The sequence below is a fragment of the Nodosilinea nodulosa PCC 7104 genome, assembly GCF_000309385.1.
GTDB classification, from domain to species: domain Bacteria; phylum Cyanobacteriota; class Cyanobacteriia; order Phormidesmidales; family Phormidesmidaceae; genus Nodosilinea; species Nodosilinea nodulosa.
Genome location: NZ_JH976537.1, coordinates 681,858 through 702,467 on the forward strand (window position 1 = coordinate 681,858; position 20,610 = coordinate 702,467).

The window sequence follows — 20,610 nt, forward strand, 5'->3', positions numbered from 1 at the left end:
TCCTAATCCTTAAACTGCATGCGGTGAAGAACTCGGGTGGCGACGCGGAAGAAGAAGCCGCCGATCAGGGCGATCGCCAGCGGGGCGTACCACACCCCAATCCAGCCGGTGCCGCGCACGAAGGCGTCGCGGGTGATATCGATGAAGTAGCGGGCGGGGATGATGTTGGAGACCAGCGACAGCGGGAAGGGAATATTCTCAATTCGGTAGATGAAGCCGGAGAGCAGCAGGGCGGTGAGAAAGCCCGCGATCGCGGTGCCCTGTACCGCCCCGGTCTGGTTTCCGGCCCTGGCTCCGACCAGTAGACCGAAGGCGACCGCTGCGCCCAGGTAAATTACGGTACCGACGATCAGGGTGGTGGGGTCGCCGCGAAAGCGCAGGTTAAACAGCAGCGTGGCCACCAGCATCACCACTAGGGCTTCGCCGAGGCCCACGATCACGTAGGCCAGTTCTTTACCCAGCAGCCACTCCACCGCGCTGAGGTCAGAGGCGTAGACCTGCACGATGGTGCCCTGCTCCTTTTCGCGCACCAGGGCGATCGAGGCCAGCATCGACGGAAACACCCAGAGAATGACGCCGAAAATGCCGGGCACAATGTAGAGCGCCTCGCGGCGGCCAGGGTTGAACCAAATCCGCAGGTGGGGCTGAATGGGCGAGGCCGCCTGCGCGGGCACCAGGCCGCTGCTGCGCAGAAAAAACTGGGTGGTGGCCCGCAGGCTGTTTTGAATCACGCGGGCGTTGTTGACATCGGTGCCGTCGATTAGCGCCTGCACGGTAACGGGCTTGTGCGACTTAATCCGGCGCTCAAAATCGGGGGGAATGACGACGGTGGCTTTGGCATCGCCGCGATCGAGGGCGGCGGTGGGGGTGGTGCCCTCCAGGGGGGTGGGCACAAACTGCTGGGTGGCAAACAGCCGCTCGACGTAGGTGCGGCTGAGGAAGCTGTTGTCAAAGTCCTGCACAGCCAGGGGAATATTTTTGGCCTCCAGGCGAATGGCAAAGCCGTAGATCAGCAGCACCGCCAGGGGCAGCACAAAAGCCAGGGCCACGGTGAGGCGATCGCGGCGAAACTGGTTGAGTTCCTTCAGGCACTGGGAAAAAACGCGCTTCATGCCCCCTCCGCCCGCTGCACAATACCGATGAAGGCGTCTTCCAGCGAGAAGGGGATGGGTCGGGCCGACTGCACCTCAATATCGGCCTCAGCCAGCCAGCGGTGGATCTCGTCGAGTTCGCGCTCGGGATGGTCGAGCACCAGGTGGAGGCGATCGCCAAAAATGGCCACCCGCCAGGGCTCCAGCCGCTCTTTGAGAAAGTCTGAGGCGGCCTGGGTCTGGCCCGACACCAGCTCGATCAGCTGCCCGGGCTGGCTGGTCTTGATGCCGCTGGGGGAACCCTGGGCGACGATCACCCCCGCCACCATGAAGGCCATGGTGTTGCAGTTTTCCGCTTCTTCTAGGTAGTGGGTGGTGACCAGAATGGCGGTGCCGCGCCGGGCAAAGTCGCGAATTAGCCGCCAGAACTGCCGCCGCGCCAGGGGGTCTACGCCGGAAGTGGGTTCGTCTAAAAACAAAATATCCGGCTCGTGCATCACCGAGGCCCCAAAGGAGACCCGCTGCTTCCAGCCCCCCGGCAGGCTGCCGGTGGTCAAGTTTTCGCGCCCCGCCAGGCCGCAGGTTTCGAGCACCCAGTCGATTTTTTCGCGCCGCAGCTTTTTGGGCACGCCGTAGACGCCGCAGTAAAACTCCAGGTTTTGCAGAATGGTGAGGTCGTCGTAGAGGGTAAATTTTTGGCTCATGTAGCCAATCCGCGATCGCACCTCCGAGCGGTTGAGATCGCTGGTTTGCCCGGCCAGCTCGATCTCGCCGCCGCTGGCGGGCAGCAGGCCGCAGAGCATTTTAATCGTCGTGGTTTTGCCCGCCCCGTTGGCCCCCAGCAGGCCGTAGATTTCGCCGTAGCGCACGGTAATGTCAACACCTTTCACCGCCTGAAAACTGCCGAAGGTTTTTTGCAGCCGGTGGGTATCGATCGCTCGTCCGCCCTTCTCCTTGCCCGAGCGGTAGGCCGGAAACTCCAGGTAGGCCGGATCCAGGCCCTGCTGGCGCAGCTGGTTGACAAACACATTCTCCAGGGTGGGTTCATCCTGGCGCAGGTCTTTGAGGGCGATGTCGTGCTGGGCCAGCACCGCGCGAATCTGCTGGTCGCCCCGCTCGGCATCGGTGACCATGACGTCGAGGCGATCGCCAAAGGTCTGAATATCGACGATCGCAGAGGCATCCCCCGCTGTCGCCGCTCCCTTAGAAAGGGGTCTCTCGGTACCCCGGTTCAAGCCACCCCCCTTCCCAGGGGGGGCAGGGGGGATCGCTTCTGAGGCAATGCTGTCCGAGGGATCCCCCGCTGTCGCCGCCCCCTTAAAAAGGGGGCTCTCAGTACCCTGGACTTGACTCAAAGCCCTTTCTGCTTCATCCAGCGACTCCGCTCGCACCTCCATCCGCCGCAGCCCCAGATTGTCCCGCAGCTCCTGCACCGTGCCGATCTGCTGAATTTCTCCGGCGTAGATCAGGGCGATGCGGTGGCAGCGCTCGGCCTCATCCAGGTAGGGGGTGGCGGCCACCACGGTGACGCCCTCCGCCGCCACTGCCGCCAGCAGGTCCCAAAACTCCCGCCGCGACACCGGGTCAACTCCGGTGGTGGGCTCATCCAGCAGCAGCACCTGGGGCCGGGCCACCAGGGCGCAGCAGAGGGCCAGCTTTTGCTTCATGCCGCCGGAGAGCTGCCCGGCCAGGCGATCGCGAAACCGATCGAGGTCTACCCGCTGGAGTAGAGATCTGGCGCGGGACTCAAACTCGGCCCCTTCCACCTGGCGCAGCCCCGCCGAGTAGCGCATGTTTTCTTCAATGCTGAGGTCGGCGTAGAGGGAAAATTTTTGGGTGACGTAGCCGAGATCCAGCCGGGCGTTGCGGGGCGCGGTGCCCAGCACGTTGACCTCCCCGCTGGTGGACTCCATCACCCCGGCGAGAATTTGAAAGGTGGTGGTTTTGCCCGCCCCATCGGGGCCAATCAGGCCAAAAATTTCCCCTGGCTGCACCGCAAAGTCGATGCCCTTGAGGGCTTCGACGGCTCCGTAGCGCTTGCGGAGCGACCGGACAGCGATCGCGCTTGTCTGGGCTGCGATCGCGGCGGGCGGTTGAGACAGCACCATCACTTTTCCTCCGCCTCGTCCAGCAAAATCTCGCCGTCGGCGGGCATGCCCGGCTTGGCAAACCCGCTGGGGTTCTCAATCGCCAGCTTGAGGCCAAACACCTGGGTGACGCGATCGTCCTTAAAGTAAATGTTTTCGGGCGTAAACGAGGCCTCGGTGTCCACCGCTGTCACCGTGGCATCGAGCGGCTGATCGGGGGCGGAATCCAAAAACACCCGGGCCGCCTGCCCCACACTCACCTGCCCCAACTCGCCTTCGGGAATGTAGCCGCGCAGGTACAGGTCACTCAAATTCACCACGGTCAGCACCGTAGTGCCGGTGGAAATCACCTCCCCTGGCTCCACGGTGCGGTTGAGCACCACCCCGGCAATCGGGCTGGTAATGTCCAAATCGTTGAGTCGGGCCGCAATTTCGGCCTGGGCCGCCTGGGCCTGCTTGAGGTCGGCCTGGGCGGCGGCAAGCTGGGCGCTGGCCTGCGATCGCTGGGTTTGCAGCCGGTTGATCTGGGCCGTGCGAATGTCGGGGTTTAGCCCGCTGGTCTGGGCCTGGGTCAGGGCACCCTGGGCCGCGCTCACCTGCTGCTGGGCCGCCGCCACCGAGGCCTGCCGCGCCGCCAGGGTTTCCTGGGCGGTCTCAAACTGGGTTTGGGCCTGGTCATACTGCTGCTGGGCGATCGCCCCTTGAGCCACCAGGGCGGCAAAGCGATCGCGATCGCTGCGGGCCAGCTCTAAGGATGACTTCGCCTGCTGAACCTGGGCCTGGGCCTCGGCCAGCTGAGCCCGCGCCGTGGCCACCGAGGCCTCTGACTGGTTGATGCGCCCGGTGGAATCGCCCTGGGACTGCTGGAGGGTGAGCTGGGCCTCTTTAATCTGGCTGTCGACCACCGCCATCTGGAGCTGGGCCTGGTTGACCTGCTGCTGAGCCGCCGCCACCTTAGCCTTGGCCGCCTCCAGCTGGGCCTTTAGCTCGGCATCGTCAAGGCGCGCAATCACCTGCCCCGCCTGCACAGTGTCTCCCTCGCGCACCGTTACCTCGGCAATGCGTCCGCCTACCTTGGCGCCCAGATCGGTGTCGTAACCTTCAATGCGCCCGCTCAGCTGAATGGCGCTGTCGTCGGGGCGGGTGAGCCAGTAGCGAAGCCCAACCCCTGCCGCAACCAGCAGCAGCGCCAGGGGAATCAAAAATTTCAGCTTTGATTTCAGCCCTTTTTGGGAAGATTTTTCTGGGGTAGATGGGGCCGGCGGTTGCGGCTCGGCACCAGATTGAGGCGGGGCCAGCTGAGTCATGGCGAACGTCCCTGAACAGCAGATATTCAAACTATACGGTGTAGTATAGATCGAAAAGGCCCTGTGTCTAGTGCAGTGACTTGCCTGCCAGCATCAATCCTTGGAGATCGCGGTTATGGATACCCTGTCAGCCTTAACTCCGGCGGCAAAACTGAAGCGAGAGCAAATTTTGCAGGGGGCGCTGCAAATGTTTTTGCAGGAAGGCTTTGAGGGCACCAGCATGGATCGGGTGGCGGCGGCGGCAGGGGTCTCCAAAATTACGATTTATAAACACTTCCAGGATAAAGAAGGGGTGTTTAAAGCCCTGGTGGAGCGGGTGACGGCCCAGCGCTTTCAGACTGTATTCGGCAACCTTTCCTTTGCCGACGACCCCGAGGTGGTGCTGCGCCACCTGGCCCACAACCTGCTGGATATGATGGCCATCGACGAGGAATACATTGCCTTCCTACGGCTGATCATTGGCGAGTCGGGGCGGTTTCCTGAACTGGCTCAGCTGTTTATTCGCGCTCTGCCCCAAAAGGTTTGGGCGCTGCTGGGCAACTATTTTGCGGCCCATCCTGAGCTTCATCTCAGCGATCCCGAGGCGACCGCGCGCATCTTCATGGGGGCGCTGATGAGCTACGTGCTGACCCAGAAAATTCTCCACGGCCAGGCGATCGCGCCCATGAGCCCAGACCTGATGATCGACTGCCTGATCGACACTTTGATTCAGCCGCCATGCCAGGGCAGCGCTTGAAGGGTTTGCTGGGCCTCGCACCTCTAGGTCGGGGGGCTACAGCGCCTTTTCGACCCGTCTCAGGGCGGTAATCACGCTGAGCAACCACAGCAGGCCCACCACCATGCCGACTAGAACATCGCTGGGCCAGTGGGCGCCCAGCACCAGGCGCGAGCTGATGATCATAGCCATCCAGGTCACCATGGCCAGCACAATCAGCAGCCTTTCGGCGCCGCTGCGCGAGGCCCGGCACCACAGGTAGGTGAGCAGTCCGTAGACCGTAATTACCACCACCGTATGGCCCGACGGAAACGAGTGCAGGCCCGAAGCCGCCACCCCGCCCGCGATTGAATCCGGGCGATCGCGGTTCCAGTAGCCCCAGCCAATCCACACCAGGGTAAATTGCAGCCCGTAGGCCGCCGCCATGGTGGCGGCCAGCACAGGGCGCGATCGCGCCACCATAATGCCGATAAATACGCCCACCACCGGCAGCATGCCGAGCAAGTTTCCCGGCGATTCCCAGGTAATGGCCCGCGAAAAGCTCAGCGGTAGGCGATCGGCCAGCAGGGGCGACAGGCGATCGTCCCAGGCCTGTAGCCCCCGGTCAGCATAGGCTTCGGCCCCAACGGTAAGGGCCAGAGTGGCCAGGGCACACAGCCCAAACCCCAGGGCTAGCGTGCCTGCCCATCGGCGCCAGACCTTTGATGGCACCTGGCGGCTGTCTCGCCAAAACCGATACCAACCCCGTCTCAAAACGTGAACCGTTACCCAGCGCGCCATAGGACGTTCAATTACCAAAGGTCGCAATTAATATCGGCTAGTACTCAAAGGCGGAAATATATCGACTATTCCAGCTCGCTTGGCTCCCTCGCCCCCCTGCTCCCTGGCGATTGGCAATAGTCCCCATACTTGTGCCGCAGTATACTAGCTAGATCTGGCCAGAAAATGTGCGGTGGCCTCCCGCCGTAGCCCTAGGAAAGCCCGCCCAATTTCAGGGGATTTCTCGGCTGATTAAGGAGAAATGCGGCGATAGCGGGCCTGAACTTCCAGGTGCAGACCGTAGGCGACCAGGCCAAGGGCAACAACGCCCATGAGCCAGGCACCGTAGGGGCGCTGTTGAATAGCCTGGAGCGCCCCCTCGGTGGTCTTGGCCTGGCTGGGGTCAGACCAGTGGGCCGCCTCAATGAAAAAGTAGCCGACGATAATAGCCACAACCCCTTTAGCTGTGAGGCCAAATCGTCCGATGCGGGTCACCCATCGTTCGGTATTTGGACTCATTTGAGATAGCTTGAGCTTGCGGCGAAACTGGGTGGAATAGGCGCGATAAAAGCAGTAGAAACCGTAGGCCGCACTTGCCACTCCAACGGCGGCAACCAGCCACCGGCCAAAGGGTTGAGACAGCAGGGTAGCCGTTTGCTCCTGGCTGCCGGAGCCGCTGCTGCCTGAGGAATGGCCGAAGACTATCTTCAGCGCCGACAGGGCCAAACCACCGTAAATTAATCCACTCACCGCGTAGGAAAGGCGTCTGCCGATGGCCCCCGCGCCGCTGTCCTGGTTTTCGGGGTCTTTGATGGCCTGCACAAACCGCCAGAGCACGTACCCCAACAGCCCCAGGGCAACCAGAAAAAGCATCAGCTTGCCAAAGGGTTGCGATGCGATCGCCTGAAACGCGCCCTCGGACCCCGTTACCCGGCCGCCCCAGTCGAACGCCGCCATCACGGCCAGCAGCCCAACGATGATGTAGACCAGTCCTTTGGCCGCATAGCCAAATCGCGCCAGCCGCTCAATCCATTTCTCTGGCTGCTGTCCATCGGGGGTCAATTCTTGAATGTCCATGGGCATCGTCCTGGTAGCACCTAGTCCGCTCGATTACTTCAGTGATTGGAACCCGCCAAAGGACATAGATCCGTCGGCAAATGTGCAGCAATCCTTTCGAAAACGTGAGCACAGTAGGCTGAAAGTAATAGATTTATAGCCCTTAGAGAAACCTGAACCATCCTTCTGGCGCTAGAGCTTTTGCGGAGCCCGTCTCTATCTTTTGATGTTTTGTCAATCACAAAATACGAGTAGAAGGATGCCAAATAGGAGCAGCAGAGGGCTTTGGGGCGACGGCAGCAACCTAAAGATGACTCCATGGGTAGAAGCAAGGCAAGTTCCTTTTCCGTAGACTCCTCATAGATAGGAAAAAACAAGAGCGCAGAAGCAGGCTATTGTCTTTGCTTTTACATGTTTATTTTGTCTGTGTCGTCCTAGGGCAGATTGTCCTGGGTGTTTAGCTCACCGAATCTAGCTGACTGGATTCTAAAGCGAAAATACCTGCGGAGCATACCCCTAAGCCGAGCTAACCGCTGTGATTAAAACTAGGAGTTTGCTATGTGGAGTATCTTTTTGTCTGGCCTAGCCACGGCCTTGAGTCTATTAGTCGCTGATTTAATAGTCCCCGGCATCACGATCGATACGATTACAGCAGCGGCGATCGCTGCCGCCGCCGTGGGCATTGTCAATGCCTTCGTAAAACCGTTCCTACAAACCCTGACGGTGCCGATCAACGTCGTCAGCTTTGGAGCCTTTTCCCTAGTCGTCAACGGCCTATGTCTGTGGATCGCGTCCTTAGCCGTGCCGGGATTCTATGTGCGAGGCATTCTAGGATTTTTGCTGGGGCCGGTCGTAATTTCCGCAGTCAGCACGTTTTTGGACAGCTACCTCGACAAAAAAGCCCCTGCGTTTATGAAGGAGCGCTCTGAGCTAAATCCCGGCGGCAGCCCATCTCAGCTATCTGTGAAAGAAAGAGCTGAACTCAGTGCCGACGGGAATTCTCAGGGTTAGCAGTTAGGGCAAACCCCAATCCTTTTCCGCCGCTTGATACTCCAGAATTTTAAGGTCAAAGCTGATGAGCCGATATTCTGTTTCTGCAAAACTGCTGGCACTGTTTTCTGGAGTGTCAATTCTCTCCTTTGGGGTGAGCTATCAAGCTGCAAAGATTTGGATCAGAGGCGGTGCGCTGCCCCTAGCTGAACGTGCACAGGTGATGCAGACCCAGCGATCGCTGACGGGTCTTCCCATCAAACAGGTTGAGCAATCTTTAGATCAGGCCAGTTTTCAGTTTCTGACCACGTCGGCTTACAGTTTAATTACCCCTGCTTCTGATCAACCTGCTACAGCCGAAGCCGCCAGCCTTGTCAGTATGGCAGGGGGATAGTCCTGCAGCAGCCCGCAGCAAAATGATGCAGGCTGACCTCTAAACACTCGGTTCAAAAAGTCAGCCCGGTTAAAAGATGTTAAAGCTTGGCTAGCAGCACATCTTTGGGTTTTGACCACAATTAGGTGCCGCTAGCCTGCCTAAATCATTAGTTTCCCTAGCGTTTAACAATAATCCAAACCGCGTGGATAATACCGGGGATATAGCCCAGAATTGTTAGCAAAACGTTGATCCAAAACTGGAGTCCAATTCCCTCCTGAAGAAACACCCCCAGCGGCGGTAGCAAAATGGCTACTAAAATCCTTACAAAATCCATGGGTTATCCTTTAAGACTTGATCATCTGCTTCTGATTAAATGCCAAGCCTGACGGGGTTTCATCTTTCTACAGACAGAAATTTGCCGTCAGAGAAACTTTAGACATAGAAATAAATAGTTGATTCGATCCGCTTAGATCGCCTTGCAGCAGCGCTAAATGTAAAAAAACAATATCTAAAGGATTTTCGTTGAAATTTAACCAGTGGATAAGCTTACTAGTACTGGGGGTTTGCCTTTACATATCCTGGCAAATTCGGAGCGTGCTGCTACTGGCTTTTGCGGCTGTTACGTTTGCCGTTGTGCTAAATCGCGCCGTCAGGCTGCTTCAGGAAAGGATTCCCGATCGCAGAGCAGCAGTGCTAATTTTGACGAGTTCTGTATTTTTAGTTGTAGCAGCCCTAGGGGTCATTATTGTGCCCCCATTTTTTAATCAGCTACAAGACCTGCTTGGCCTCACCAGTCAGATCGTTGATCGGGCGCAGGTCTGGATTGAAAAACTGGGCGGGATGATTCCAGGATTTGCTATTCAAGACCTCCAGGGCGTGGAAACCATCCTTAACCAGCTGCGAACCGCCGATTTGGAGATGATGTTTAGCCGCTTCTTTACCTGGTTTTCAAACACCCTAACCATCGTACTCAACCTGCTTTTGGTCACGGCACTGATCATTATGATGCTGCTAAACCCAAAGGCCTACCGGGGAATGTTTCTCAAGATCTTTCCTTCGTCCCGCCGAGGGCAGGTAGATCGAGTGCTAGACGACTGCGAGGGCGCGATCGCTGGCTGGTCTATTGGCATTCTGTTTAATATGACGGTCATCGCCACCATGAGCATGGTCGGCCTCTGGATTTTGGGCATTCCGCTGGCCTTTGCCAACGGCCTGCTGGCCGGGCTGCTCGCTTTTATACCTAACATTGGCCCGGTTTTGAGCGTAGTGCCCCCCGTGGCGATCGCCCTGCTGGAAGGCCCCTGGAAGGCGCTTGCAGTCGTAATTCTCTACGTTGTGATTCAGCAGGTTGAGAGCAATATTTTAACTCCGCTGGTGATGAAAAAGCAGGTTTCCCTGCTGCCGGCCATGACGCTGCTGTCTCAGGTCACATTTGCCGTGTTCTTCGGATTTTTGGGGCTACTTTTGGCCCTGCCGCTGACCCTGATCATTCAGCAATGGCTGAATGAATTTTGGGTAAAAGACTTTCTAGATCAGCACTAATGATCAGCACTAATACTGCCAGGCAGAAGTGAGAAGGCCCTGAAACTTTTGATGAAAAGCGATCGCGCCCCCTTGGAGGCCTGCAAACAGATACGGTAGTATCGGCAGTGAACTTGAGCAACTGGGAGAACTGGGCCAATGTTCCATCTCTACTTCGGGGCGTTTGATATTGTTCTCTATCTGGGAGGCATGTATGGCGCGATCGCCCTTTCAAAGGCCCTGTGCGACCAGCTAGACGCTGCCGACGTGAGCCAGAGCGCCACCACCGAAACCACCGTTGCCCCTATGCAGCCCATTGCGCCCCACCTGGTCGCCCCCGCCACCAAGCGCGAAGAGGTTGGCGTCAAAGTGTCGGTGAAATAGGGCTGTCAACGCTCGGTTGAATATCCCCGCTGCCAGGAGTTACGGGGCCGCTGCTGGGGGACGTCTGCGCTAGTTCAATTTTTGCCAGCCGGGTATGGTGCCCCGGGCCTTTGGGCCGCCATCATTTGACTCACCCCATTGTGCAGCTTCTGCTAAATGTCTGCCAAAAACGCCCGGGCGCCAGACAAGATGATAATGATGGAGTTAGAGGGACGCAGTAAGCAAGCTACAGCCTTGATTTGGGGCCGCGATCGCCCGCCTGTGGGCCAAATTTGCCCTCTGGTGCGCTACTTTTTGGGTTTTGTGCCAATGTAGGTAGCTGGCACAGCACTCTAGCGAACAAGTAGGGTCGGTAGAATGAGGAAACAACTGGCGCGGTTTGGGCATTGGCGACGCGCATGGGCAATGGCACACCACTGGATCAACAGCGCGGCTATGCTCGATTTCTTTAAATATCGAGTGGGTCAGTCGGCCTGGACTCAGCTGATTGGCCGCACCCTGATGAAGTGGCAGCAGGACGACTGCCTCGAGATGGGAGCCGCCCTGGCCTATTACGCCTTGTTTTCAATGTTTCCGATGATTCTGGTCTCGCTGAGCATTGTCGGCTTTTTGATCGGCCCCAACACCGTCGCCTACAATGCCGTGCTCGGCTTTGCCCAGGAGACCCTGCCCCCCGACGCCTTCCCCATCGTGCAGACGACGCTGATCCAGTTTCACACTGGCAGCACCAGCGCCAGCATCGTCGGTTTCGGCATTTTGCTGTTCACCTCCAGCGGTTTTTTTGGGGCGCTGAGCCGCTCCTTCGACAAAATGTGGCACACCAAGCCCCGCCACCACCGCTTCGACGGCGTTGGGGAGGTGGCGTTTATCTTTTTGTGGCGGCGGTTTCTGGCCTTTTTGCTGGTGATGGGAGCCACCGGGCTGATCTTCGTGTCGCTGCTGAGCAACATCGCCATTGACACCGTGACCAAGGTTTTGGAGGGCGTCAACCAGTGGGTGATAGTGATTGGCATCGATCAGGTGCAGTTGCTGTCTTGGCTGCGGCTGGGCATCTCTTTTGTCACCCTCACCCTGGTGGTAATGGTGCTCTACAAAACCCTGCCCAGCACCCGCGTGGCCTGGCGAGATGTGTGGCTGGGGGCGCTGCTGACCGCCATGCTGTGGCTGATTTTGCAGCAGCTGATCAGCAATAGCGTCATCAGTCTGGGCAGTCAGTTTCGCTCCTACGGAGTCGTGGGCGGAGTAATGGTGCTGATGCTGTGGATTTATCTCACCAGCCAGATTTTCTTTTTGGGGGGCGAGTTTACCTACGTGTACGCCCACCTGTTTGGCAGCCGTAAGGGCCAGAAGAAGAAGCTGACCGCCAAGGTTGGGGGCCAGTGAAAGGGGTAGCCCAGTAAGTGGTTTAATTTATAGAGCAGTTACGGAGTTGGTTGGATGGCTACAGCGCAGCGTGGGGTAACGATTTGGTTTACGGGGTTAAGCGGGTCGGGCAAGTCGACCATTGCCCGCGCTCTGGAGGCCGAACTGCGTCAGCGGGGCTGCCAGCTGGAGGTGCTCGACGGCGACATTGTGCGCACCAACCTGACCAAGGGCCTGGGCTTTAGCAAAGAAGACCGGGACGAAAATATTCGCCGCATCGGCTTTGTCTCTCACCTGCTCACCCGCAATGGCGTGGTGGTGCTGGTATCGGCCATTTCGCCCTACCGCGAGGCGCGCGATACGGTGCGCGATCGCATCGGGGATTTTGTCGAAGTCTTTGTCGATGCCCCCCTGGATGTCTGCGAAGATCGCGACGTCAAAGGCCTCTACAAAAAGGCTCGAGCGGGCGAAATCAAGCAGTTCACCGGCATTGACGACCCCTACGAAGCCCCCCTCAATCCCGAGGTGCACTGCCACACCGACCAGCAAAGCGTAGAAGAAAGCGTGGCCCAGGTGATTGGCACCCTGGAAGCGATGGGCTATCTGGCCGCCGCCGCCGTGGCCTAACCCTCCGGCTCCCCAGACCGGTTTTGGAGCCGGGGGCAGGGGTTAATTGACTGACAAACGTTCTGATGTAGGTTGGTGTTGAGCGAAGCGAAACCCAACGCCAGATCCAACGCCAGTAACGGATTTGTTGGGTTCCGCTAAAGCTGACCCAACCTAAGGCAGCATAAGGGTTTCAAGGGTTTTGTCAGTCAACCAGGGGCGGAGGTTTCCCGGCGGGCGTAGCTGACCAGGTAGTCGTGCACCAGCTGGTAGCGATCGAGGGGAATGTCGGGCAGCAAAAACACCAGGCCCGACCCCACCAGAATATCGAGCACCAGATCGAGTTGGTCAGACTGGTACTTGGCCCCGCGCAGGTTGAGTTCTTCCTCCAGGTCCTCGCGGCTCTTTTGGGGTCGGTAAGAGCGGCCTTCGCGATCGATGTCGGTGAGCAGGTACAGCACCCTGTGGGCCAGGCTGACGTTTTCTTCGCCGCAGTCATCGAAAACCGTGCCCAAAAAATTGTGCACCAGGGTTTCTTTAGGGTGGTTGCCCAGGGCCAGGTAGCCGGTCAGGGTGGTAATATCCTGGCGCTGGAGCTGCGCCCCCACCACCTGTAGCTCAATCGGGCGCACCTCGCCGATCGCCGTAGCCAGGTCGGCCACCAGGCGATCGATCAGGGCAATTTCGAGGTAAAAGTGGGCATCGTCGGTGAGGCGGCGAATTAGCGCCCTGGCGTCGTCGGCCCTGAGGTTGCCCAGGTAGTAGCGGTAGTCGCGGCTGAGAATATCGTTGTTGAGAATGTCGAGGTCGAAGCCGCGCTCGATTTCGAGCAGGTAGTGGAGGTAGTCCTCCCGCAGGGCCAGCACCACCTTCAGGTAGGGGGCGTTTAGACAGTCGATTAAAAACGCATAGAAATCGCGCCGCTGAAACAGCTCTACCGCCTCGACAAAAAATTCCTCAAACTGGTCGAAAATTAGCACAATTTGCCGATAGCTCTGCTCGGTAAGGGTTTTGAGCCGGGCAATCAGATCGCTCTGGTCGATGGGGGCCGCCGGGGGAATGCCGTCGCTGGCGTTCTGCTGGTGGAGGGCGTGGGCCAGGGCCTGGTTGACCTCATCGGGCCAGTCGCGGTAGCCCTTGACCAGCACCGCCAGCGTCGATCGCCCTTCCGGAAACGACTTGCCCAGGGCGGGCACCAGCCCGGCGTAGAGAATGGAGCTTTTGCCCACCCCCGACGGCCCGTGGATGATGATCAGCGGGTAGCGGGCCTGCTCTAGGCGATCGGTCAAGGCCTCCACATCCACCTGGCGACCCGAGGCCTGAATTTCGGTGGCCAGCAGCACCTGGTTCGCCCGATCGCTGGCGGTGGTGGGGTAGTCCTGGGGCTGAATTTCGCCTGCGCCGATGAAGGCCCGCAGCCGAAAGCGGGTGTCGACCTGGCGCTGCTTGAGCTTGACCCCAAAGGCCGCCCGGTAGCTTTTGCGCTGGTAGTACTGCTTTTGCAGGGTTTGCAAAATGCTGCGGTAGAGGGGTAGATCGGCTATGGGATCGGTGTTGAGATAGGCGTCTTCGAGCAGGGCAATGGCGGCGTTGGGCTGGTTCTGGGCAATGTGTACCCGCCCCAGCAGGTAGAGGTACCAACCCCGCTGGTACTGGTTGGCCACCGTCAGGTCTGCCGCAGGCGCGGCGGCGCTGTCTGGGTCGGGTTCAGCGATCGCCCCTGCCCTGGCCGCCCCCGCCCCGATCGCCCCCGCGATCGTCAGAATCTCTAGCGCCCGCTCGGCCTGGGTTTGGGCGGTGGCGGCATCGCCCTGGGCCAGAGCGACCTCCGCCAGGTAGCCGTGGTCGCGGGCCAGGCGCACGGGGTCCTGGCGGTGCAGCGTCAGGCCGGTTTCGGCGGTGCGGGCCAGGGCGGCCCAGGCCCTCAGCTTTTGCTGCACCTCCGCCAGGGCGTGGATGAACTTGCCCACCAGATCGGGCTGCTTCAGGTCGCGAAAGATGCGCAGACAGGCAGAAAAGTAGCCTTCGGCCTTGTGCAGCATGCGATCGTACACCACCCGCTGCAGTACCGCCTGGCTGCGGCAGGTGGCCCCCAGGTAGAAGAGCAAAACAGCCTGTTTTTGGCGGGGGGTGGGGGGTGAGGGGGTGAGGGGGTGGTGAGGGGATGGGATGGGGGGATGGGGGGATGGGGCGTGGGGGAATTTTTGCCAGTAGATCAGGCTTTGCTCAAAGTGGTAGCGGGCGACATCGAGATCGCTGCGGCCCAGGGCGTCGCGGCCCTTGAGAAAATCGAGGCTGGCTTTGATTTCGTTGTCGAGGGGGGCCTGGCTTTGGGCGATGTCGGTCAGGGCAAACTCCAGCTCGGTGCGCAGGGCCGAACCCTGGCTGTAGGCCGAGGCTTCGGTGTGGTGGGGGCTGTCGTCGCCCAGGGTGAGCATGGTGGCAAACAGGTCGTTGGCGCTGGCGTGCAGGGAGTAAATCAGCTCGCCGGGGGGGTACTCAAAGGCAATGGGGGCGGCGGCAAAGCTCTTAAAGTCTGGGGCGTGGCGGTTGAGCAGGGCCAGGGTGCGATCGCTCACCCACAGCACCACCGGGAACGGCAGCGCCTTTGGAAATGCGTTGCGCCCCAAGTTGGCGGCTTTAAACACCGCCGTCACATTCTGCACCTGCTCTAGCCCCGTCACCATCAGGGCGGCGGGCGGGTCCGCCAGGGGTTCGGCGGTGAGCGCCTGCAGCAGCGTGGCCATATGGACGGGCAGCGATCGCTCTAGCAGGGGGCGCTCGGCCAAAGCCGCCGTGGTTTGCAGGTGGTCCACCACCAGGTGCTGCAAGCGCGAGTAGTTGCAGCGGGCCAGCACTAGCGAAAACCGATGGGGCCTGAGGGTAATCGCCCGCTGAAGCTCCGCCAGAGAGAGCTGATTGTGGGCCAATATTTCGGCTGGGCTAGCGCCGCCAGCGACACCGCTCATGGCCGGGGCTGCTGGGCCAGCCAGCTGCGGTAGCGATCGGTTTCGGCCAGCAGCGGGTTGAGGCCAAACCAGCGCCCCTGGGCATCGCGGTACTCGTACAAAAACAGGCTGCGCACCAAAATGTTGTAGTCTTCGTCGCCCTGCACATCCTGGCGCGAGACCGCCTGCAAGATCAAATCCCACTCCTGGTCGCTGATCAGGCCCATCAGGCTGTCGCGCTCGTTGCGAATTACCGCCTCCAGGGTGTCGCGCAAAAAGGGCGGGTCCTGCTTGCGCAGGCAGCCGTCCAGCAGCCGAATCAGGTTGCGCATGTGGCCGCCGCTGACCTGGCAGAGGCGATCGAGGGTGGCGATGTCGTCAAAGACTTCCCCCACCGCATCGATGCGCTGGTTTACGTTCAGCTCGGGAAAGGCGCGAATCAGCACCATCTGCCGCAGCAGGGCCATGCCCGGCTGGTCGGGGTTACCCTTGCGATCGTGCACCGGCACCATGGGCAGCACCATGGGGTTGGTGCCAAACCGATTTGAGAGCCGCACCAGATCGTTCGAGAACATCAGCTCCAGCGGAATGGTGTAAACCAGGTGGCAGTCGAGCTGCTTGAGCTGTTCGCCGCGATCGACAAAGATATACTCCGACTGCAACCGGCCTTGGGAGCGCAGGGCGCTGTCGATGCGATCGAGGTTGTCCATGATCACCACCAGGCGGTTTTTGCCCTGCTGCTGGAGGCGATCGTTGGCCGGGGTCAGCAGCTCGTCATTGATGGCGGTGATAATGCTGCGGGTGCGCGGCTCCAGGTATTGGCGCAGCTGACTGCGCATGTCGGGGCTTTGCTTGGCCGAGGCGGTGATGCTGGCAATGCCCGCCGAAAAGCTCACGTCAGAGATTTCCATCGGGGTGCGCAGGGTATCGGCCAGGTTTTGAAACAGGCCTTGCAGGTAGGTGGGCCGGGTGGCAATGCCAATCTTGTCGAGGTGCTGGCTAATGTTGTGGGCAATGCTGAGCAAAATGTCAGAAATTTCCACATCGGCCATTTCCAGATCGCGGTCTGACTCAAAGTAGACCACCTCATAGCTGCGCCGCACCAGCGCATCTTGCAGGCGAAACAGCTCCGTCGATTTGCCGCAGCCAATGTGGCCCGTAAAAAGCTGCGTGGTGGGGCGATTGCGGGCCAGGCGGGCGATTTTGCGCTCTAGCTCCTGCACAATGTCGCCGCCGCGCACCGCCGAAAAGTCAATGTAGTAGCGCTTGCCCCGCAGCGGCTGGGTGGGGTCGCAGGCGTCGTAAAACTGCTGTAAATCCAGCATGGGTTATGGCCGTAGGGTTGCCTCCAGGGTATCGCACCGACGGCACGCTTATCTATCCTTCAGACGGCCTTCAGACGACCTTCAGGCGGCCACCAAAAGATTGATCAAATCGGCTTTCTTCAGCTTTGAAAGCCCTTCTATATCGCGTTTTTTGGCCATGGCCTTGAGCTGCTGCGTATTCAACGACTCCAGCAGGGCGCGATCGGTAACCACCTCAGGCAGAGGTTCTGGGGTCAGGTAAAATACTTGCTCCAGCGCTTTGAGCTTTTTGCCAGCGGTAATGCGGCAGCCCAGCTTGGTGATCGGCTGCAAGTTTTTCCAATACTGGCGGGGGGCATCGTCTAGGCGGGCCACCAGAGAAGCCTGGTTAACCCCTTTAAGGGGGCTATCAGCCTGACTCATGAGGTAGTCGATCGCCGCTGCAATCTCCTCCCGGCTGGCGGCAGAGAGGTTAGTTTTAGGCAACGTTTCCTGGGCCAGGGCCTGGGCGATCGCAGCCGTTTCGGGCGCATCGTCGGCAATAATGCACCACACTTCCTCTAGTCCAGCCTCGGCGGCAACGGCATAGATAAACGCATTGCCAATCACCTGATACTGGTCGGGCGCAGTTTCTTTGACAATTAAAGGAACCCAGTTGCGTCCCTCGGGGCCGAGCTGGCTCGCCGCAAATTGAATTAGATATTCGTGGGCCTCAGTGGGTTCGCCAGGTTCAATTTCATCAAAGGGCAGACACATCAGGTTGCCAACATCTGAAAGGCTCATTAGAGAAAGTACTCCTTCACAAGATTTAAATATTGCTCACGAGCAGGCTTGAACGCAAAAGCCGCAGGCATATGCATAAAATCGGCCCTAGAAATGCAGGCCATATAGGGAATGGAAATCATCTTACAATTCTCATGCCCCTTGCTAGATTTGGGATAAAAATAGGGCTTTAGATCAAAACCATTGTGATTTATTTTTGCGTCTTGGATGATTTTGGCAATTGCTTGACGCATAAGCAGAATGGCTGGACTAGTGGGCTTAAAAGTATTATTCATGAAAATTGGCAGTGCAATAGGGCCAGATTCGCCAAATTGCTGCCGTTCTTTTTGCATCTCAGGAATAAACTGAGTGATAGCTGTTCCTGCATTTTGTAGAGAGTGTAAATTATCGTGCCGTGCTGGGATCAAAACAGCGTCAGCAGCAAAAATAGCTTTCTTTGCAAAAAGCCGCCAATTAGGAGGAGCATCAATAAGGATGTAGTCATAATCATCTTGAACTGATTTCAGCACTCGCCTTAAAGCATGCAGCTTAAGATGCTGACTAAGCTTAGCTTCGTCAAATAAATTTGCTAGCTGCTCATCAGCGAGAATAATATCGAATGATGGAGGCTCTTTAACTCTTGGATGTTCTAATTTATGCTCTGTGATAACTTCTCGGATGTTAGGATCTTTGCTCTTAAGAATGTTAAGAAATTTACCCTGAAATGGTGCTAGGTTAAGTGCATCACCCAAATCACTTTGGTTGGGATCAAAATCTACAATAAGCACTCGCTTTTTCAGGAGGGTTAAAGTTGTAGCTAAATTTAGTGTTGTAGTGGTTTTTCCTACGCCACCTTTATTATTGTAAATCGCAACTATCAGTGCTCGACTTGGGCTTTCTATACGCCGCCTCAAATCTTTGATGATACTTTTGACATCATTGTCTAGCGACAGGCAAGGTGTTACTGGATAGACTACCTTGCCATGCTTGTGGAATAACTGAACATGCAGCGAATTTGTTATAATTCCCCACTTCACAGATTTAGAGGCTGGTGCCAGAAGATATTCTTTAAGCTGTTGAGATGCTTCTCGATAATGAGTATGATTTGAATCTTCTAAGTTTTTAGATCGTCCCTTAACCTCCACGTAGAGATAAGGATGCTTCAAGCTTTGCGAAAAAATGTCTTCACCAATATTTTTGCGGGCAGCATAGTCAACTTTAGGCTTTTTCCCGACTGGGAATTGGCTAAATCTTTCGGAATGCCCAAAACCTAAAGCTTCTAAAAATGGTGGAGCAAATGACTCCATTACTTGAGCTTCGGCAGCATCTGGCTGAAGATGTTGTAGGGCTTGCTCTAAATTCATGTGTAGATCGCATGGCTTTAACCCCACGTACATGGGGGAATCTCCGGCACCAGAACATCCGGGGCAGAGTTTATGAAAGCTTTATGCAACTATTTTTAGCTAAGAGTCGTCTTGCGGGGCCGCGATCGCCCCATGCACCCATACCAATCGACCCAGCGCGATAAGATAGGCCAGGTCAGTTACTCCATAGAACTTCATGTCTATTTCCAAAGCCGAGACCAAGCAGCTCCTAGAGCGAATGATATTTGACGCCACCGATCCTCAAGACTGGGTGCAGGATGTGTGGGGCCTCAGTCCGCTAATGGGCGACAGCGCCGCCAAGCTGCTAGAGGCCTTCTACATCCTCATCGACTGCTGCCCCGACGAGCAGCTCGACAACATGGTCAAGGGGCTATATCGCGATCGGCTGGAATTCTAAGAATTTTGGATTGGGGATTTTGGATTGGAGATTTTGAAGTTCAGCAGCGATTCTCTCCCCCATCGCCCCCATCTCCCCACCTCCTTATCCCCCTATCCCCCTATCCCCCATTTCCCCTCCACCGCCCGCTGCCGAATCAGCTCAAACACCGCCCGTATGCCCATCGCTTCGCCGCCCTCAGGGCGTCCAGGCAGGGTACGCACATTCCAGGCCATCAGGTCGAGGTGAATCCAGGGAATTTCGGGCCGGGTGAACTCCTGCAAAAACAGGGCGGCGGTAATTGACCCACCAAAGGAGCTGTTGGAGATGTTTGAGAGATCGGCTACCGAGCTGTCGAGCATGGCGCGGTAGGGCTGGTGCAGGGGCAGTTGCCACAATGGGTCATCCACGGCCAGCCCGCAGGTCAGCAGGGCATTGGCCAGCTCGGGCCGGTTGCTAAAGCAGGCCGGTAGCTCCGTGCCCAGGGCAATGCGGGCGGCTCCGGTCAGGGTGGCAAAGTCGACGACGAGCTGGGGGGCGGGTTCTTCGCAGACGGCTTCCCAGAGGGCATCGGCTAAAATCAGGCGGCCTTCGGCATCGGTGTTGCCGACCTCCACTGTTAGCCCCCGGCGCGAGAGCACCACATCCAGGGGATGAAGCGCGTTTCCGGCAATGCTGTTTTCGACGGCGGGGATCAGCACCCGCAGGCGCACGGGCAGCTGCAAGCCCATGACCATCTCGGCCAGGCCCAGGGCGTTGGCGGCGCCGCCCATGTCTTTTTTCATCAGCTTCATGCCAGCGGCGGGCTTGATGTCGAGGCCGCCCGTGTCAAAGCAGACGCCCTTGCCCACCACCGTCACCCTGGGGTGATCGGGGTCGCCCCAGGTGATGTCAAGCAGCCGTGGAGCCTGGGTATAGGCGCGCCCCACGGCGTGGATGAGGGGGTAGTTTTGGGTCAGCAGGTCGTCGCCCGCGATCGCGCTCAGGTTGGCAAGGTGGCGATCGCACAACCGCTGGGCCGCCGCCTCTAGCTGTTCTGGCCCCATATCGCCCGCCGGAGTGGTGACCAGATCGCGCACCAGGGTGGTTGCCGCAACGGTGGTGTTGACATAGGCCGCGTCGGCGCTGGCGGGGGGCAGTAGCTCGGCCCCAGGGCTTGGGGGCTGGCGCTTGTACTGGCTGAAGCTGTAGCGGCCCAGGCACCAGCCCAGCCAGAGCTTGGTGGCAATCTCGGCGGGCCACTGATCGGCCAGAGCATAGGTTTGGGGCGGCAGGGTTTTAGCGAGATTGCCCAGGGTCCAGGTATCGACCGGATCGGGCCTGCCGACTAAAACTTTGGCCAGGCTGCCCTCGGCCCCTGGCACCAGGCAAAAGCTGTTGGGCTCGGCCTTAAACCCAGTCACCTGGGTCCAGGCCTGGCTGTCGAGGTGGTCTTTGGCAAGGTCGGTCTGGTCTACCAGGTAAATGGGAATCGGCGTTGACAACGGTTATCCTCCGGGAGTGGCACCCAAATCAATCAGTCTATCGAAGTTTTGGCTCCGGGGTAAGCCCAATGCTGAACAGGACCCGCCAGCCTAGGCA

19 protein-coding genes are annotated in these 20,610 nt (G+C 58.4%); 8 read left to right on the forward strand and 11 right to left on the reverse strand.

From position 1 onward, the window contains the following. Positions 1-2: 2 nt before the first annotated feature. The 3 genes from LEPTO7104_RS0102875 to LEPTO7104_RS0102885 are packed head-to-tail and all read right to left on the reverse strand — an operon-like array spanning position 3 to position 4,485. Entirely contained in the window at positions 3-1,112 is a 1,110-nt protein-coding gene (locus LEPTO7104_RS0102875; protein WP_017297039.1) for an ABC transporter permease, read from the reverse strand. Then, complete coding sequence (locus LEPTO7104_RS0102880) at positions 1,109-3,199, reverse strand: ATP-binding cassette domain-containing protein (RefSeq protein WP_017297040.1); 2,091 nt, start codon at positions 3,197-3,199, stop codon at positions 1,109-1,111. The genes LEPTO7104_RS0102875 and LEPTO7104_RS0102880 overlap by 4 nt, the downstream gene beginning before the upstream one ends. Beyond that, positions 3,199-4,485, reverse strand: a complete 1,287-nt coding sequence (locus tag LEPTO7104_RS0102885; RefSeq protein WP_017297041.1) for an HlyD family secretion protein — start codon at positions 4,483-4,485, stop codon at positions 3,199-3,201. Before LEPTO7104_RS0102885 ends, LEPTO7104_RS0102880 begins: the two co-directional genes overlap by 1 nt. A 115-nt stretch (positions 4,486-4,600) precedes the next feature. Here LEPTO7104_RS0102885 and LEPTO7104_RS0102890 point away from each other — a divergent pair, with 115 nt between their 5' ends. Then, complete coding sequence (locus tag LEPTO7104_RS0102890; protein WP_017297042.1) at positions 4,601-5,221, forward strand: TetR/AcrR family transcriptional regulator; 621 nt, start codon at positions 4,601-4,603, stop codon at positions 5,219-5,221. A 36-nt stretch (positions 5,222-5,257) separates the two neighbouring features. Here the strand turns inward: LEPTO7104_RS0102890 and LEPTO7104_RS0102895 are convergent, their stop codons facing one another. After that, positions 5,258-5,980: a phosphatase PAP2 family protein gene (locus LEPTO7104_RS0102895; protein WP_071527170.1), complete on the reverse strand. Its 723-nt coding sequence runs from the start codon at positions 5,978-5,980 to the stop codon at positions 5,258-5,260. 231 nt (positions 5,981-6,211) lie between these two features. Then, positions 6,212-7,036, reverse strand: coding sequence for a DUF1206 domain-containing protein (locus LEPTO7104_RS0102900; protein WP_017297044.1), 825 nt, complete (start codon positions 7,034-7,036; stop codon positions 6,212-6,214). A 537-nt stretch (positions 7,037-7,573) separates the two neighbouring features. On the opposite strand from LEPTO7104_RS0102900, the gene LEPTO7104_RS0102905 reads away from it, so the two are divergent. Both LEPTO7104_RS0102905 and LEPTO7104_RS0102910 read left to right on the forward strand, forming a co-directional pair. Continuing rightward, positions 7,574-8,026, forward strand: a complete 453-nt coding sequence (locus LEPTO7104_RS0102905; protein ID WP_017297045.1) for a phage holin family protein — start codon at positions 7,574-7,576, stop codon at positions 8,024-8,026. 64 nt (positions 8,027-8,090) lie between these two features. Beyond that, the gene (locus tag LEPTO7104_RS0102910) at positions 8,091-8,399 is read left to right on the forward strand and encodes a hypothetical protein (protein WP_017297046.1); all 309 of its coding nucleotides are present in this window, start codon (positions 8,091-8,093) and stop codon (positions 8,397-8,399) included. A 157-nt stretch (positions 8,400-8,556) separates the two neighbouring features. Here LEPTO7104_RS0102910 and LEPTO7104_RS37870 read toward each other — a convergent pair whose 3' ends face one another. Next, a complete protein-coding gene (locus LEPTO7104_RS37870) occupies positions 8,557-8,715 on the reverse strand; it encodes a YqaE/Pmp3 family membrane protein (RefSeq protein ID WP_017297047.1) in 159 nt (52 codons plus the stop codon). A 188-nt stretch (positions 8,716-8,903) separates the two neighbouring features. On the opposite strand from LEPTO7104_RS37870, the gene LEPTO7104_RS0102920 reads away from it, so the two are divergent. From LEPTO7104_RS0102920 to cysC, 4 genes are all read left to right on the forward strand, one after another. Next, positions 8,904-9,923 (forward strand): AI-2E family transporter, encoded by a 1,020-nt coding sequence (locus LEPTO7104_RS0102920; protein ID WP_026072320.1) that lies wholly within the window; start codon positions 8,904-8,906, stop codon positions 9,921-9,923. A 138-nt stretch (positions 9,924-10,061) separates the two neighbouring features. Next, positions 10,062-10,286, forward strand: coding sequence for a hypothetical protein (locus LEPTO7104_RS0102925; protein ID WP_017297049.1), 225 nt, complete (start codon positions 10,062-10,064; stop codon positions 10,284-10,286). Between the two features lie 405 nt (positions 10,287-10,691). Then, complete coding sequence (locus LEPTO7104_RS0102935; protein ID WP_017297051.1) at positions 10,692-11,669, forward strand: YihY/virulence factor BrkB family protein; 978 nt, start codon at positions 10,692-10,694, stop codon at positions 11,667-11,669. 54 nt (positions 11,670-11,723) lie between these two features. Next, positions 11,724-12,275, forward strand: a complete 552-nt coding sequence (cysC, locus tag LEPTO7104_RS0102940; RefSeq protein ID WP_017297052.1) for an adenylyl-sulfate kinase — start codon at positions 11,724-11,726, stop codon at positions 12,273-12,275. A 188-nt stretch (positions 12,276-12,463) separates the two neighbouring features. On the opposite strand, the gene LEPTO7104_RS0102945 is transcribed toward cysC, so the two are convergent. From LEPTO7104_RS0102945 to LEPTO7104_RS0102960, 4 genes are all read right to left on the reverse strand, one after another. Then, entirely contained in the window at positions 12,464-15,223 is a 2,760-nt protein-coding gene (locus tag LEPTO7104_RS0102945) for an ATP-binding protein (protein WP_017297053.1), read from the reverse strand. Continuing rightward, the gene (locus tag LEPTO7104_RS0102950) at positions 15,220-16,527 is read right to left on the reverse strand and encodes an AAA family ATPase (RefSeq protein WP_017297054.1); all 1,308 of its coding nucleotides are present in this window, start codon (positions 16,525-16,527) and stop codon (positions 15,220-15,222) included. The genes LEPTO7104_RS0102945 and LEPTO7104_RS0102950 overlap by 4 nt, the downstream gene beginning before the upstream one ends. Before the next feature lie 81 nt (positions 16,528-16,608). Continuing rightward, positions 16,609-17,289 carry a Rho termination factor N-terminal domain-containing protein gene (locus LEPTO7104_RS0102955; RefSeq protein WP_017297055.1) on the reverse strand — a complete coding sequence of 227 codons (681 nt, stop codon included), beginning with the start codon at positions 17,287-17,289 and terminating at the stop codon, positions 16,609-16,611. After that, the gene (locus LEPTO7104_RS0102960) at positions 17,289-18,632 is read right to left on the reverse strand and encodes an AAA family ATPase (RefSeq protein WP_026072321.1); all 1,344 of its coding nucleotides are present in this window, start codon (positions 18,630-18,632) and stop codon (positions 17,289-17,291) included. The genes LEPTO7104_RS0102955 and LEPTO7104_RS0102960 overlap by 1 nt, the downstream gene beginning before the upstream one ends. A 196-nt stretch (positions 18,633-18,828) precedes the next feature. Between LEPTO7104_RS0102960 and LEPTO7104_RS0102970 the strand changes: the two genes are divergently transcribed. Next, entirely contained in the window at positions 18,829-19,050 is a 222-nt protein-coding gene (locus LEPTO7104_RS0102970; protein ID WP_017297058.1) for a hypothetical protein, read from the forward strand. A gap of 92 nt (positions 19,051-19,142) precedes the next feature. Here the strand turns inward: LEPTO7104_RS0102970 and LEPTO7104_RS0102975 are convergent, their stop codons facing one another. Continuing rightward, positions 19,143-20,513 (reverse strand): leucyl aminopeptidase family protein, encoded by a 1,371-nt coding sequence (locus LEPTO7104_RS0102975; protein WP_017297059.1) that lies wholly within the window; start codon positions 20,511-20,513, stop codon positions 19,143-19,145. Positions 20,514-20,610: the final 97 nt, after the last annotated feature.